Origin of the sequence: Streptomyces sp. NPDC047706 (genome assembly GCF_043204795.1) — a bacterium.
Lineage (GTDB): Bacteria > Actinomycetota > Actinomycetes > Streptomycetales > Streptomycetaceae > Streptomyces.
The window spans coordinates 110,575-124,543 of record NZ_JBIDCW010000021.1; the positions used below are offsets into that span (position 1 = coordinate 110,575).

Below are 13,969 nucleotides of genomic sequence, written 5' to 3' on the forward strand. Positions count from 1 at the left end.
CCGTCTGCACGTCGTAGGACCGCCGAAAAGCCGTCGTACGACTCAGCCACTCAGCCTAGACGGATTTGAGCACATGCCGCCCGGTTCATCTCCCCGCCGGGTGCCGTACATGGCCAGAACCTTGACAAGTGCCGTGACCACACTGGAAATTGACGCGCGTAGAAACTGGGGGGACAAGTGTTCACCGATACTGTCCCGCCGATCACGGTTTCCACGCGAGTCGCCACCGTTTGCAACGCTCCACTCTCGTCCTGGCGCCCACGTACGTCCCCGGAGGGATCCCTTTGCCGAGCAAGTCTTCCGCGCGCCTCGCCGCGCTCACCGTCGCCGCCGTCTGTTCCGCGGCGTCCACCGTCGTCATCGCCTCGCCCGCGCACGCGGAGGCGGTGCGCATCCATGACATCCAGGGCACCACGCGGATGTCCCCGTACGCCGGCCGGCAGGTCACGGACGTGACCGGAATCGTCACCGGCGTCCGCGGCTACGGCTCGTCGCGCGGTTTCTGGATCCAGGACCCGGCCGCGGACGCCGACCCCGCCACCAGCGAGGGCGTCTTCGTCTTCACCAGCTCCACCCCGAAGGTCGCCGTCGGCGACTCGGTGAGCGTCTCGGGCACCGTCTCCGAGTACGTTCCCGGCGGCACGTCCTCCGGCAACCAGGCGCTCACCGAGATCGTCCGGCCGACGGTCACCGTCCTCTCCAGCGGCAACCCGGTCCCGGCCGCCACGGTGATCGACGCACGGTCCGTGCCGAACGCCTACACCCCGGCCGGTGACCCGGCGGCCGGGGGCTCCGTCAACGGCCTGCCGCTGCGGCCGAGGATGTACGCCCTGGACTACTACGAGTCCCTGGAGGGCATGAACGTCCAGGTCGCCGACACGCGTGTCGTCGGGGCCACCGACCCGTACACCGAGCTGTGGGTGACGGTGAAGCCGCGCGAGAACGCCAGCCGGCACGGCGGCGCGGTCTACGGCGCGTACACCGCGCAGAACACCGGCCGGCTCCAGATACAGTCCCTCGGCGCGGTCGCCGACTTCCCGGACGCGAACGTCGGCGACGTGCTCGCCGGCACCACGACCGGCCCACTGGACTACAACCAGTTCGGCGGCTACACCCTCGTCGCGAGCGAGCTCGGCACCCTGAAGCAGGGCGGCCTGGAGCGTGAGACGACCCGCAAGCAGCGGCGCGGCGAGCTGGCGGTGGCGACGTACAACGTCGAGAACCTGGACCCGTCCGACGCCACGTTCGACGCGCACGCCGCCGCGATCGTGAACAACCTGCAGTCGCCCGACATCGTGTCCCTGGAGGAGATCCAGGACAACAACGGCGCGACGAACGACGGCACGGTCGCCGCCGACCTGACGATGGCCAAGCTGATCGACGCGATCGTCGCCGCGGGCGGCCCGGCGTACGAGTGGCGCTCGGTCGACCCGGTGGACAACGCCGACGGCGGGCAGCCGGGCGGCAACATCCGCCAGGCGTTCCTGTTCAACCCCGAGCGGGTGTCCTTCACGGACCGCGCGGGCGGCGACGCGACGACCGCGGTGGGCGTGAAGAAGGTGCGCGGCAAGGCGGCACTGACGGTCTCCCCCGGCCGGATCGACCCGTCCGGCGCGGCCTGGGCGAACAGCCGCAAGCCGCTGGCCGGCGAGTTCGTGTTCCGCGGCGAGACGGTCTTCGTGATCGCCAACCACTTCAACTCCAAGGGCGGCGACCAGGCACTGCACTCGCAGTACCAGCCGCCGGCCCGTGGCTCGGAGACCCAGCGCCACCTCCAGGCCACCGCCGTGAACGCCTTCGTGAAGCAGCTCCTGGACATCCAGAAGAACGCGGACGTCGTCGCGCTCGGCGACATCAACGACTTCGAGTTCTCCGACACGGTGGAGATCCTCGAAGGCGACGGCGAGCTGTGGTCGGCGATCAAGTCGCTGCCCCGGAGCGAGCGTTACTCGTACGTCTACCAGGGCAACAGCCAGACCCTGGACCAGATCCTGGTCAGCCCGTCGATCCGGCGCAGCTGCGACTTCACGTACGACAGCGTGCACATCAACGCCGAGTTCCACGACCAGATCAGCGACCACGACCCGCAGGTGCTGCGGTTCCGCCCGTAACCGGTCGCGCCCTCGTCAGGGCTGGCTGAAGGCCCCGTCCAGCCAGCCCTGCCAGGCGGCCTCGTCCGCCTTGGCGTCGGCGCCCGGGGCGAAGTCGTGCACGGACATGCCGAGGACGTGCCCCCAGTGGTTGCGCCCGAAGAAGCGGAGCATCGCGTCGTCGGTGCGCAGACCGATGAAGTACGGGTTGCGGAAGTCGAGGACGGCATCGAGGAGTTGGCCCTCGGGCCCGCGCACCTGGACCCGCCCGCCCACGGTGGCGTCGTCCGCCAGCCCGAGCGCCCGACCGACCGCGGCAAGGGCGTCGGGGGCGCCGGACGCCTCGGGTCCGTCGAAGGTGGCGAAGGCGGTGACCGGCCGGCCGCCGAACGCCGTGAGGTACTCGCGCAGGGTGTGCAGGTAGAACTCGGTGTGCTTGCTCGCGCCGTCGTACTGGTTGTCCCAGTCGTCGACGAAGATCCCGCTGTGCACGTACCGCACCCACGCCCGCCGGCCGCCGTCGCGCGGCTCGACGGTGTAGTCGAGCTGGTTGAGGGTCTGCTCGGAGATCCCCTCGACGTCCTCGACACGGTTGGCGTACCGGTGCGGCGGGTCCCAGACGACGACCTCGGACCCGAAGGGGCCCTTGCCGCCCTCGCGCGGCTCGGGCGCCTCCATCGGCCACAGCCAGCCACCGGTACCGGCGGTGAGGGCCTCCCACACCTGCTCGGGTGTGGCGTCGACCTCGAACTCCCGGGCGATCTCGAATTCCTTGGACATGGTGTCTCCTGGGTGGCGGCGGTACCGGCGGTACCGGTGGTCCTAGCTGTCGATTTCCGGTGCGGATGGCTGGGGCTTGACCGTGGGATGGACGGCCACGACGATCCGGTGGGCCCGGCCGCCCTCCGCGTCCGGGGCGTCGTACTTCTGGATCAGCGCGGTCACGCCCGCCGTCAGCTCCTCGACGAAGGCCGCCCGGTCGGCGGCCGAGGCGAACCGCACCTCGCCGTCGAGCGCGTACGTCGCCAGCCGCTTGCGGGCCTTGGCCGCGCCCGTGATCAGCGTGCCGACGTCCCGTACGAGCCGCGCGCCGAGCGCGAGCAGCCAGCGCGCGGACAGCTGGTCGCGGAAGCGGTCCGGGTCGGGCTGCACGGCGGCCGACGCCAGCGGCGAGATCACGTACGAGGCAGCGGTCGCCCGCATCAGCCGCTCGGTGACGTTGCCCTTGCGGCGCTCCCCCGCGAGCTCGACCAGGCCGTGCCGCTCCAGCGTCCTGAGGTGGTAGTTCACCTTCTGCCTGGGCAGCCCCACCTGGCCTGCCAGCATCGCGGCCGAGGCAGGGCCGTCGGCGAGCCGGGCGAGCAGCGCGGCCCGGACGGGGTCCAGACAGACGGCTGCGGCCTCGGGGTCCTCGATCACTGTCACGTCCAGCATGGGACCACCGTCTCACCGAAAACTCTTTTTGTCCAGACGGCTGGAGTTGTCGGTACGGGGTTTCGGGGATCGGGAGTCGGCGTCCGGGGCGGGGTGCGGGGGCCGCGCGTGCCGCACACGAAAGGCCGGCCGGTGTCTCCACCGGCCGGCCTTTCGCCCTCGCCCCCGCACCGGGGCGGCGCCCTTCCACCGCCACTCGGGCGGCGCCCTTCCACCGCGACTCGGGCGGCGCCCTTACGCCGCCTACCGCCCGCCGTGCCGCCGCCGCAGAACCGCCGCCGCGACGACCACCGCACCGGCCGCCGCGCCCGCGGCCAGCCCGGGGTGCCGCAGCCCGGCCAGGACGACCGTACGCACCGGCTGCGGAACGGCAGCGTGCTCGACGGCCTCGGTCGCCTTCGCGGCCCTGCCCTGCACCGCGTGGTTCGCCTTCGCCGCCTTGCCCTGCACCGCGTGGTTCGCCTTCGCCGCCTTGCCCTGCACCGTGTGAGTGGCCTCGGCGGCCTTGCCCTGGACGGCGTGACCGGCCTGGGCGGCGCTGCTGCGCAGCTGGACGGTCATCGCGCCGGCCTTGTCCTTCAGGTCGGCGGCGCGCGCCTTGGCCCGCCCCTTGACGTCCGCCTTGGCCGCCAGCTCCTCGACCGTGTCGCCGAGTTGGCTGCGGGTCTGCGCTATCTGCCGGCGCAGCTCGTCGGGCCCCTTGGCGCCGGTACCCTGCGTCGTCCTGTCTGTCATCGATGTGCCCTTTCCTTGATCTCCTCGACATCGGCCCTGACGCTGCCGAGGGTCTCCTCGGGCGTGGGGGGTGCCGCCCTGCGCAGCTGTGCGCGGCCGGTCGCGGCCAGTAGCCCGGCGAGCGCGAAGAGCACGGCCGTGACGATCAGAGCCGCGGCCCAGACGGGCAGCGTCAGCGAGAGTGCGGCGATGGCCGTGGCGGCGAGCGCGAGCAGCCCGGCGTAGGCGATGGCGCCCGCGGCGCCGAGGAGCCCGCCGCCGCGGCCGGCGCGGCGGCCCTTGGCCGCCAGCTCCTCCTTGGCGAGGCTCACTTCCTGCCGCACGAGTTGGGACAGCTGTTCGGTTGCCTGGCCGACGAGTTCGCCCACCGAGTGGTGCTCCTCGGTCGTGGGCTTGGCGTCCGGGATCCCGGTCACGGCATTCCGCCTCCTCTCGGTTCGGAACACCCGGGTACCCGCACCGACCCTCCCTACCCCTTCGCCGCACCCCGCCCCCGGGCCGCCCCGGCCGACTCCGGAACCGGTCGAGGCGGACCTGCAACAGCGCCGCCTCGGCGACGAGTTCGCCTACGCCGAGACCGGCGGCCGTCAGCCCCGGCTCAGCTCGCCCGGCCGATGATCGTCCGGGCGCCCCGGAGCCCGGACCCCGCCCCGGCGACCGTCCACAGCCGCTCCCCCGGCCGGCCGCCGACGAGAGGCCGGGCGAAGGAGCGAGGCAGACGGACGTACGGCCACGCAGGCAGCCCGTACCGGGAGGGGCCGGGGCCGACGGCACCGCGCGCACCCGTTGGCGGGGGGGGGGGGGGGGGGGGGGGGGGGGGGGGGGGGGGGGGCGGGGGGCGGGCGCCGCCCGCCCCCCCCCCCCCGGGGGGGGCGGCCCCCCCCCCCCGCCCCCCCCCCCCCCCCCCCCCCCCCCCCCCCCCCACCCCGCCTCACACAAACAACGCTTACGGATACATCGTAGAAAATTTAAGTGGAGCTACACGGTCAAGCGGCCGACACTACTCCCATGACGAACCCCTCCCCTGCCCCACGGCCCTTCGGCCGCACCCTGTGCGCGATGGTCACGCCCTTCACCGAGGCCGGGGCGCTCGACCTGGACGGCGCACAGCGGCTCGCCGACCGCCTGGTGGCACGGGGCTGCGACGGGCTGGTGCTCAACGGCACGACGGGCGAGTCGCCGACCACGTCCGACGCCGAGAAGGCGGCGCTCGTCCGGGCGGTCCGGGAGGCGGTCGGGGACCGCGCGTCCGTCGTCGCGGGCGTCGGAACCTCCGACACCCGCCACACGATCGACCTCACCCTGCAGGCCGAGCAGGCGGGCGCCGACGGCGTCCTGGTCGTCACCCCGTACTACAACCGGCCACCGCAGGACGCCGTGGAGGCCCACTTCCGCGACGTCGCGGACGCGTCCGGCCTGCCCCTCGCGCTCTACGACATCCCGGCCCGCACCGGCACCCGCATCGAGCCGGAGACGCTGATCCGGCTCGCGGAGCACCCCCGCATCGTGGCCGTCAAGGACTGCTCCTACGACTTCCTGGGCACCCAGAAGGTCCTGTCCCGCACGAACCTCGCGTACTACGCGGGCTGCGACGAGCACATCCTCGCCCTGTACGCCGTGGGCGCTGCGGGCTGCGTCAGCACGGTGGCGAACGTGATCCCCCGGTACGTCGACTCGGTACTCACCGCCTTCGACGCGGGCGACACGTCGGGAGCGGCCCGCCGCCAGCGGCAGGCCACGCCACTCGTCGAGGCGATGATGGCCGCCGGCCTCCCCGGCACGGTCACCGCCAAGGCACTGCTGACGGCCCTCGGCCTGCCCTCCGGCCCGGTCCGTCCACCCCTGCGGGCTGCCGGCCCCGACGCCACGGACCGCTTGCTGGCGGCGTACGGGCAAGTGACGACGGCCGACGAAGAGGTCGTTGCCGAGGACCTGGTGGCGGCCGAGGAACTGGTGGCAGCCGAGGACCGCACGCCGCACGCGCGGCGACGACCCCGGTGACCGCGAAGGCCCGGGGCCCCGCCGCACGCCATGTCTCCATGGCCTCCACGCGGCAGGGGCCCCCGGCCCCGGCTTTCACGGCGCGGACGGTTCAGGACGCGCCGTTCTCCGTCGTCCGCTCGCTGCCGATCAGCCGGAAGTGCTCCAGCACGTCCTCCGCGGGATCGTCGACCTGGCCCAGGTTGACCAGGCCGATCCGCGGACCGTTGTGCGAGGCCGTGTTGGTCTCGTCGGCGTGCGCGACGCCCGCCGGAAGCCAGCACACCGTCGCGGCGGCCACCACACCGGCCAGCCGGCTCGCCGTGATCTTCGCCCGCTCGTTCGTCATTGCTCAGTCCTCGTCTCACCGTTGCGGCATCCGGACGGACACCGGGTCCACCGGATTCATCTGCCGGGAGCCACCCGAGGTAACGGAGGGTAATCCTTTTAAGTGATCGTTCCGATCGACGGCGGGCGCCGGTGGCGGCTGTTCCGTATCGGATCAGGGCTGGATGATGCCGGCGCTGTCGCGGACGAAGACGGCTCGGGTGTCCGCAGGGCTGTACCGCTCCGTGAACTCGAACTCCCCGGCCGTACCCGCCGCCGGGGAGTCAGGTGGCTCGACGTACAGGACGTAGGTCTTGGCCGTGTCGGACTCACTTTCCAGTTGCAGCCACCCGGTGCAGCCCGCCGCGGGAAACGTACCCGTCGCCCTGACCGTGACCTCGCTGTCCGAGCGCGTGACGGTGAACTGCGCCGTACCGAGCTCGAGGCGCTTGAGGCCACTGTCCTTCCACCGTCTGAAGAGATCGATCCACTCCTGCGGCCACGGGCCGCCGGACGAAACCGGCGGCATGTTCGCCGCTTCCAGACGCTCCAGGATCTCGTCCGCGTGGGCGACCACGTCCTCGTACGTCCACAGGTTCATGGCGGCAGCCATGTGGGCGCGGTCCGTCGGCCGGAACATGGGGCGGATGTGAAGCTCGTACACCGGCGTGCGCATCTGGGAGTACACCTCCGTGAGGACGTCCTTCAGCTCGACTTCGCCGAGAGGGTGCACATCACCCCGCACAGGGATCCTCAGTGCGCCCGCCAGTCTAGATTCGGCCCGGGGTGTCCGCATCAGCGGTGCCGCGGTGCCCCGTTCGTCACGGCTCGGCGTCGCCCGGCGGCAAAGAGGGCTCTCGACAGCACACGAACGCCCTCCCCGGCCGTCCTCGGGCCGTGGGAGGGCGCTCGGCGATGAGATCCGACGCCGACCGACTGCCGACGGCTCAGCAGCGGGTCAGGACATCGGCCGACGCTCAGTTGTGGCTGTGCAGTACGTCGTTCAGGCCGCCCCACTCCGCGTTGTTCGGGCGGGCCTCGACCGTGCCGGTGACGGAGTTGCGGCGGAAGAGGACGTGGGAGGCGCCGGAGAGTTCACGGGCCTTGACGATCTGGCCGTCGGGCAGGGTGACGCGGGTGCCGGCGGTGAGGTAGAGGCCGGCCTCGACCACGCATTCGTCGCCGAGCGCGATGCCGACGCCCGCCTCCGCGCCGACGAGGGACCGCTCGCCGATCGCGACCCGCTCCTTGCCGCCGCCGGACAGCATGCCCATGGTGGAGGCACCGCCGCCGATGTCGGAGCCGTCGCCGACGACGACGCCCTGCGAGATCCGGCCCTCGACCATGGAGGTGCCGAGGGTGCCGGCGTTGAAGTTGACGAAGCCCTCGTGCATGACGGTGGTGCCCGCGGCGAGGTGGGCGCCCAGACGGACGCGGTCGGCGTCGGCGATACGGACGCCGGCCGGGGCCACGTAGTCGGTCATGCGCGGGAACTTGTCGACACCGAACACGCTCAGGTGCAGGCCCCGGGCGCGGGCGGCGAGCCGGACGGTCTCCAGGGTGCCGACGGCGACCGGGCCGAGGGAGGTCCAGGCGACGTTGGCGAGCAGGCCGAAGACGCCGTCCAGGTTCGCCTCGTTGGGCTTGACCAGACGGTGCGAGAGCAGGTGCAGGCGCAGGTACGCGTCGTGGGTGTCGAGCGGCTTGTCCTCGACCGAGGAGATGACCGTCCGGACCGCCACGACCTCCACGCCGCGCACCTCGTCCTTGCCCAGGGCCGCGACGCCGTGCTCACCGAGCAGCTCGGCGGTGCGCGCCGCGTCGAGGCGCTCGGTACCGGCCGGGCCGGGCTCTGCGGCCACCTCGGGCGCGGGGAACCAGGTGTCGAGGACAGTGCCGTCGGCGGCGATCGTGGCAAGGCCGGCGGCCACGGCGCCGGTGGTGCGAGGAGCAGTCGTGTCGGTCATGAGGGCAACCTAACCGGCGGGGGGCCAAGGATGCGAACCAGCGGCGGGATGTCTCAGGTGGCGGGCGGGGCGGCGCCCGCCACGGGACGCAGGACCCGCGCCAGCACCTCCCGGGCCCACTCCTCGTCGTAGGCCACCCCCGTCAGCAGCACCTGCAGGCAGATGCCGTCCATCAGCGCCAGCAACGCCCGCGCGCTCGCCGGATCCGTGCGGCGGGCGAGGTGGACGCCGAGCTCCTCCGCCCACTCCGCGGCCACCGGTCCGAGCGCCGGGCGGCGCAGCGCGGCGAGGTACAGCTCGTACTCCAGCTCCACCCCCGTGCGGTCGCCCGCGAGCCACTCCCCGAGGAGGGCGGCCAGCTCGGCCGGCAGGTCGGCCCGCGGATCGGTCAGCGCCTCGTGTCCGGCGACCAGCTTGGAGAAGCCCTCGTTCGCCTGCCGCAGCGCCGCGACCAGCAGGTCGTCGAGGGTCTTGAAGTGGTACGTCGTCGAACCGAGCGGCACATCGGCCTCCGCCGCGACGGACCGGTGGCTGAGCCCGGCGATCCCCTTGGCGCCGGCCACCCGGATCGCCGCGTCGATGATCCGCTGCCGCCGCTCGGGGTCGTACCGCCGGCCCATCAGTGCCCCCCGCCCAGGTTGAGCACCACGACGCCCGCCACGATCAGCGCGATCCCGGCGGCCTTGGCCACGCTCATCCCCTCCCCCAGGAACAGCATCCCGATCACCGCGATCGCCGCGGTGCCGACGCCGGCCCAGATCGCGTAGGCCGTGCCGACGGAAACCGTCTTCAGGGTCTGTGCCAGCAACGCGAACGCGACCACATACCCGAGGGCGGTGATCAGCGACGGTCCCAGCCTGGTGAAGCCGTGGCTGTACTTCATCGCGGTGGTGGCGGCCACCTCGGCGGCTATGGCCCCGGCGAGCAGAAGGAATCCCATGTGTACGAGGGTACCCAGCGTTATGTACACCCGTACATAAAGCAGGGCGTAAAAGTGGCCCCCGGCGGTGCGCCGGGGGCCACTGAAGAAGCCCGCGAGGGCGACCTCAGACGTTGAAGCCGAGCGCGCGCAGCTGGTCGCGCCCATCGTCCGTGATCTTGTCCGGACCCCACGGCGGCATCCACACCCAGTTGATCCGCAGCTCGCTGACGAGGCCGTCCGTGGCGGACTTGGCCTGGTCCTCGATGACGTCGGTCAGCGGGCAGGCCGCCGAGGTCAGGGTCATGTCGACGGTCGCCACGTTGGAGTCGTCCACGTGGATGCCGTAGATCAGGCCGAGGTTGACGACGTCGATGCCCAGCTCGGGGTCGACGACGTCCATCAGGGCCTCGCGGAGCTCCTCCTCCGAGGCCGGTTTCATCTCCACGGTCTCGCTCATGCCGTCTTCCTTTCGGCGTCGGCGCCGTCACCCAGCGCCTGGGCCGTCGCGTCCTTCCACGCCATCCAGCTCAGGAGGGCGCACTTGACCCGGGCCGGGTACTTGGAGACACCCGCGAACGCGACCGCGTCCTCCAGGATGTCCTCCATCGCGTCGTCCGGCTCGAGCTTCCCCTTGGACTGCATCAGCTCCAGGAAGGTCGCCTGGATCCGCTGCGCCTCGGCAAGTTCCTTGCCGACGAGGAGTTCGTTCAGTACGGAGGCCGAGGCCTGGCTGATCGAGCAGCCCTGGCCCTCGTACGAAACGTCGTTGATGGTCGTGCCCTCGTACTTCACCCGCAGCGTGATCTCGTCGCCGCAGGTCGGGTTCACATGGTGCACCTCGGCATCGCCGTCCCGCAGACCACGCCCGTGAGGGTTCTTGTAGTGGTCCAGGATGACTTCCTGGTACATGGAATCCAGTTTCACCGTTTCAGCACGCCCCTCAGCCGAAGAAGTTCCGTACGTGCTCCAGGCCGTCGACCAGTGCGTCGATCTCGGCCGGCGTGGAGTACAGATAGAACGACGCTCGCGTGGTCGCAGGAATTCCGTAGCGGAGGCAGACGGGCCGGGCGCAGTGGTGGCCCACGCGGACCGCGATGCCCTGCTCGTCCAGCACCTGGCCCACGTCGTGCGGGTGGATGTCACCGAGCGTGAAGGAGATTGCGGCGCCGCGCTCCTCGGCCGTGGTGGGGCCGATGATGCGCAGGTCGGGGAACTCGGCCAGGCGCTTGACCGCGTACTCGGTGAGCGCGTGCTCGTGCGCGAGGATCTTGTCCATGCCGATCGCGTTGAGATAGTCGATCGCCGCGCCGAGGCCGACCGCCTGCGCGATCGGCGGGGTGCCCGCCTCGAACTTGTGCGGGGCGGGGGCGTACGTCGACGAGTGCATCGACACGGTCTCGATCATCTCGCCGCCGCCGAGGAACGGAGGCAGGTCCTCCAGCAGTTCCTGGCGGCCCCACAGCACGCCGATGCCGGTCGGGCCGCACATCTTGTGGCCGGTGAAGGCCACGAAGTCGGCCTGGAGGGCCTGTACGTCCAGCGGCATGTGCGGCGCGGCCTGCGAGGCGTCGACGCACACCAGCGCGCCCACTTCCTGCGCACGGCGCACTATCGCCTCGACGGGGTTGAAGGTGCCCAGGATGTTGGAGACGAGCACGAAGGAGACGATCTTCGTCTTCTCCGTGATGATCTCGTCGATGTTGGACAGGTCGAGCCGGCCGTCGTCGGTGAGGCCGAACCACTTCAGCTTCGCGCCCGTGCGCTGCGACAGCAGCTGCCACGGCACGATGTTGGAGTGGTGCTCCATCTCCGTGATGACGATCTCGGTCTCGGAGTCCACCCGGTAGGGCTCGTCGGCCCAGCCCAGCATGTTCGCCACGAGGTTGAGGGACTCCGAGGCGTTCTTGGTGAAGATCACCTCGTCGCGCGAGGGGGCGTTGACGAACTCCGCGACCTTGTCGCGCGCACCCTCGTACAGCGCCGTGGCCTCCTCGGCGAGCACATGCACACCGCGGTGGACGTTGGCGTTGTAGCGCTCGTAGTACTCACTGAGGGCGTCCAGCACCTGGCGCGGCTTCTGCGAGGTCGCCGCGTTGTCCAGGTACACGAGCTTCCGGCCGTCGTGGATCTGTCGGTCCAGGACGGGGAAGTCCTTGCGGAGCGCCTCGGTGTCGAGGAGGCCCGGCAGCTGTGTCACGCGGATACGCCACCCTTCGTGTCGACTCCGTCGAGCTTGGCATATGCCTCGTAACCCTCGTTCTCCAGCTTGTCGGCGAGCTCGGCGCCGCCGGACTCGACGATGCGGCCGGCCGAGAACACGTGGACGAAGTCGGGCTTGATGTAGCGCAGGATGCGCGTGTAGTGGGTGATCAGCAGGGTGCCGACCTCGCCGGTCTCACGGACGCGGTTGACCCCCTCGGAGACGACGCGCAGCGCGTCGACGTCCAGACCGGAGTCGGTCTCGTCGAGGATCGCGACCTTCGGCTTGAGCAGCTCCAGCTGCAGGATCTCGTGGCGCTTCTTCTCACCGCCGGAGAAGCCCTCGTTGACGTTGCGCTCGGCGAAGGCGGGGTCGATGTGGAGACGCTCCATGGCCTCCTTGACCTCCTTCACCCAGGTGCGCAGCTTGGGGGCCTCGCCGCGGATCGCGGTGGCGGAGGTGCGCAGGAAGTTGGAGACCGAGACGCCGGGGACCTCGACCGGGTACTGCATCGCGAGGAACAGGCCGGCGCGGGCCCGCTCGTCGACGGACATCTCCAAAACGTCCTCGCCGTCGAGGGTGACGGTGCCGCCGGTGATCGTGTACTTCGGGTGACCCGCGAGCGAGTAGGCGAGCGTCGACTTGCCGGAGCCGTTGGGGCCCATGATGGCGTGCGTCTCGCCCTGCTTCACGGTGAGGTCGACGCCCTTGAGGATCTCCTTCGTGGCGTTGTCGGCCTCGACGGTGACGTGCAGGTCTCGGATTTCAAGCGTTGCCATGGGTGCCTCAGGACTCCTGGGTGAGGGAGACGAGCACGTCGTCCCCTTCGATCTTTACGGGGTATACGGGGACGGGGCGCGTCGCGGGGAGGCCGGACGGCTTGCCGGTGCGCAGGTCGAAGGACGATCCGTGCAGCCAGCACTCGATCTGGCAGTCCTCGACCTCGCCCTCGGACAGCGAGACGTTCGCGTGGGAGCAGATGTCGTGGATCGCGAACACCTCGCCCTCGGTGTGCACGAGGGACACCGGCGTGCCGTCGAGTTCCACCCGCTTGGGGGTGTCCTCCTCCAGCTCGCTCAGCGCGCACGCGCGTACGAAGGTGGTCATCCGACCGCCGCCTCCAGCTCCTCCTCGATCTTGGCGAGCAGCCGCTCCTCGATGTCCGGGACACCGATCTGCTGGACCAGCTCGGCGAAGAAGCCGCGGACCACCAGCCGGCGGGCCTCGTACTCCGGGATGCCGCGGGCCATCAGGTAGAACAGCTGCTCGTCGTCGAAGCGGCCGGTGGCGGAGGCGTGACCGGCGCCGACGATCTCGCCGGTCTCGATCTCCAGGTTCGGCACCGAGTCGACCCGCGAACCGTCCGTGAGGACCAGGTTGCGGTTCATCTCGTAGGTGTCCGTGCCCTCGGCCCTGGCCTCGATCAGCACGTCGCCGATCCACACGGCGTGCGCCTCGTCGCCCTGCAGCGCGCCCTTGTAGGCCACGTTCGACTTGCAGTGCGGGGTGTTGTGCGTGACCAGCAGGCGGTGCTCCTGGTGCTGCCCGGCGTCCGTGAAGTACAGGCCGTACAGCTCGGCCTCGCCGCCGGTGCCCGCGTAGGTGACGCGCGGGTGCAGGCGTACGAGGTCGCCGCCGAAGGTGACGACGACGGACTTGAAGGAGGCGTCGCGGCCGACGAGAGCGTTGTGCTGGGCCACGTGCACGGCCTTGTCGTCCCAGTCCTGGACGGAGACGACGGTCAGCTTGGCGCCGTCGCCCAGGATGTAGTCGACGTTGCCGGCGAGCACGGCGTCACCGGTGTGGTCGATGACGACCACGGCCTCGGCGAAGGCTCCCAGCTCGACGACCTGGTGGCCGTAGGCGACCCCGCCCTCGCCGTGCACGGCGATGCGGATCGGCTCGGTGAGGACCGTGTCCTTGGGGACGGTGACGACCCCGGCCTTCTCGAAGGCCGAGTACGCCTGGGCGGCGACGCGGTCCACCGGTGTGCCGGACTTGCCGAGCCGCGCGTCGTCGCGGCCCACGGTCTCGACGACGACGCCCGCGGGGGCCTCGACCTCGACCTTGACGCCCTCGCCGGTGGCGACGGCGGTGCCGTCGTGCAGCCCGCGCAGGCGCTCCAGCGGGGTGAACCGCCACTCCTCCTCACGGCCGTGCGGGACCGGGAAGTCCGCCACGTCGAAGGAGGGCGGCGCGCTCATGCGCGAGACGACGGTCGACTCCGCGGCGACCGCGATCGAGCCGGCGGTGGTCGAACCCACCGGGATGTTCTGGGCCTCAGCCATGGCTGTCGGTCTGCTCTCTTTCCTGC

Annotated in this window: 17 protein-coding genes; 2 read left to right on the plus strand and 15 right to left on the minus strand. The window is 71.1% G+C overall.

Going from position 1 to position 13,969, the window contains the following annotated elements; translation table 11 throughout:
• Positions 1-284: 284 nt before the first annotated feature.
• A complete protein-coding gene (locus ACGF8A_RS24280) occupies positions 285-2,111 on the plus strand; it encodes an endonuclease/exonuclease/phosphatase family protein (RefSeq protein WP_393111494.1) in 1,827 nt (608 codons plus the stop codon).
• Positions 2,112-2,126: 15 nt separating this feature from the next.
• Here the strand turns inward: ACGF8A_RS24280 and ACGF8A_RS24285 are convergent, their stop codons facing one another.
• From ACGF8A_RS24285 to ACGF8A_RS24300, 4 genes are all read right to left on the minus strand, one after another.
• Complete coding sequence (locus tag ACGF8A_RS24285; RefSeq protein ID WP_393111496.1) at positions 2,127-2,870, minus strand: SRPBCC domain-containing protein; 744 nt, start codon at positions 2,868-2,870, stop codon at positions 2,127-2,129.
• 42 nt (positions 2,871-2,912) lie between these two features.
• Positions 2,913-3,524: an ArsR/SmtB family transcription factor gene (locus tag ACGF8A_RS24290; RefSeq protein ID WP_393111498.1), complete on the minus strand. Its 612-nt coding sequence runs from the start codon at positions 3,522-3,524 to the stop codon at positions 2,913-2,915.
• 243 nt (positions 3,525-3,767) lie between these two features.
• A complete protein-coding gene (locus ACGF8A_RS24295) occupies positions 3,768-4,259 on the minus strand; it encodes a DUF3618 domain-containing protein (protein ID WP_393111500.1) in 492 nt (163 codons plus the stop codon).
• Positions 4,256-4,675, minus strand: coding sequence for a phage holin family protein (locus ACGF8A_RS24300; RefSeq protein ID WP_393111502.1), 420 nt, complete (start codon positions 4,673-4,675; stop codon positions 4,256-4,258). Before ACGF8A_RS24300 ends, ACGF8A_RS24295 begins: the two co-directional genes overlap by 4 nt.
• A gap of 592 nt (positions 4,676-5,267) precedes the next feature.
• On the opposite strand from ACGF8A_RS24300, the gene dapA reads away from it, so the two are divergent.
• Complete coding sequence (gene dapA / locus ACGF8A_RS24305) at positions 5,268-6,260, plus strand: 4-hydroxy-tetrahydrodipicolinate synthase (protein ID WP_393111504.1); 993 nt, start codon at positions 5,268-5,270, stop codon at positions 6,258-6,260.
• A gap of 91 nt (positions 6,261-6,351) precedes the next feature.
• On the opposite strand, the gene ACGF8A_RS24310 is transcribed toward dapA, so the two are convergent.
• From ACGF8A_RS24310 to sufD, 11 genes are all read right to left on the minus strand, one after another.
• The gene (locus ACGF8A_RS24310) at positions 6,352-6,588 is read right to left on the minus strand and encodes a hypothetical protein (protein WP_393111506.1); all 237 of its coding nucleotides are present in this window, start codon (positions 6,586-6,588) and stop codon (positions 6,352-6,354) included.
• Between the two features lie 153 nt (positions 6,589-6,741).
• The gene (locus ACGF8A_RS24315; protein ID WP_393111508.1) at positions 6,742-7,311 is read right to left on the minus strand and encodes a hypothetical protein; all 570 of its coding nucleotides are present in this window, start codon (positions 7,309-7,311) and stop codon (positions 6,742-6,744) included.
• Positions 7,312-7,543: 232 nt separating this feature from the next.
• A complete protein-coding gene (dapD, locus tag ACGF8A_RS24320) occupies positions 7,544-8,533 on the minus strand; it encodes a 2,3,4,5-tetrahydropyridine-2,6-dicarboxylate N-succinyltransferase (protein ID WP_393111511.1) in 990 nt (329 codons plus the stop codon).
• A gap of 53 nt (positions 8,534-8,586) precedes the next feature.
• Positions 8,587-9,153 carry a TetR/AcrR family transcriptional regulator gene (locus ACGF8A_RS24325; protein WP_393111513.1) on the minus strand — a complete coding sequence of 189 codons (567 nt, stop codon included), beginning with the start codon at positions 9,151-9,153 and terminating at the stop codon, positions 8,587-8,589.
• Positions 9,153-9,473, minus strand: coding sequence for a DMT family transporter (locus tag ACGF8A_RS24330; RefSeq protein WP_393111515.1), 321 nt, complete (start codon positions 9,471-9,473; stop codon positions 9,153-9,155). Before ACGF8A_RS24330 ends, ACGF8A_RS24325 begins: the two co-directional genes overlap by 1 nt.
• A 106-nt stretch (positions 9,474-9,579) precedes the next feature.
• Entirely contained in the window at positions 9,580-9,912 is a 333-nt protein-coding gene (locus ACGF8A_RS24335; RefSeq protein WP_093546390.1) for a metal-sulfur cluster assembly factor, read from the minus strand.
• Positions 9,909-10,379 carry a Fe-S cluster assembly sulfur transfer protein SufU gene (gene sufU, locus ACGF8A_RS24340; protein WP_393111517.1) on the minus strand — a complete coding sequence of 157 codons (471 nt, stop codon included), beginning with the start codon at positions 10,377-10,379 and terminating at the stop codon, positions 9,909-9,911. The genes ACGF8A_RS24335 and sufU overlap by 4 nt, the downstream gene beginning before the upstream one ends.
• A 16-nt stretch (positions 10,380-10,395) precedes the next feature.
• Positions 10,396-11,652 carry a cysteine desulfurase gene (locus tag ACGF8A_RS24345; protein ID WP_393111519.1) on the minus strand — a complete coding sequence of 419 codons (1,257 nt, stop codon included), beginning with the start codon at positions 11,650-11,652 and terminating at the stop codon, positions 10,396-10,398.
• Positions 11,649-12,434, minus strand: coding sequence for a Fe-S cluster assembly ATPase SufC (sufC, locus tag ACGF8A_RS24350; RefSeq protein WP_393111521.1), 786 nt, complete (start codon positions 12,432-12,434; stop codon positions 11,649-11,651). Before sufC ends, ACGF8A_RS24345 begins: the two co-directional genes overlap by 4 nt.
• A 7-nt stretch (positions 12,435-12,441) precedes the next feature.
• A complete protein-coding gene (locus tag ACGF8A_RS24355; protein WP_393111523.1) occupies positions 12,442-12,762 on the minus strand; it encodes a bifunctional 3-phenylpropionate/cinnamic acid dioxygenase ferredoxin subunit in 321 nt (106 codons plus the stop codon).
• Positions 12,759-13,943: a Fe-S cluster assembly protein SufD gene (gene sufD, locus ACGF8A_RS24360; protein WP_393111525.1), complete on the minus strand. Its 1,185-nt coding sequence runs from the start codon at positions 13,941-13,943 to the stop codon at positions 12,759-12,761. The genes ACGF8A_RS24355 and sufD overlap by 4 nt, the downstream gene beginning before the upstream one ends.
• Positions 13,944-13,969: the final 26 nt, after the last annotated feature.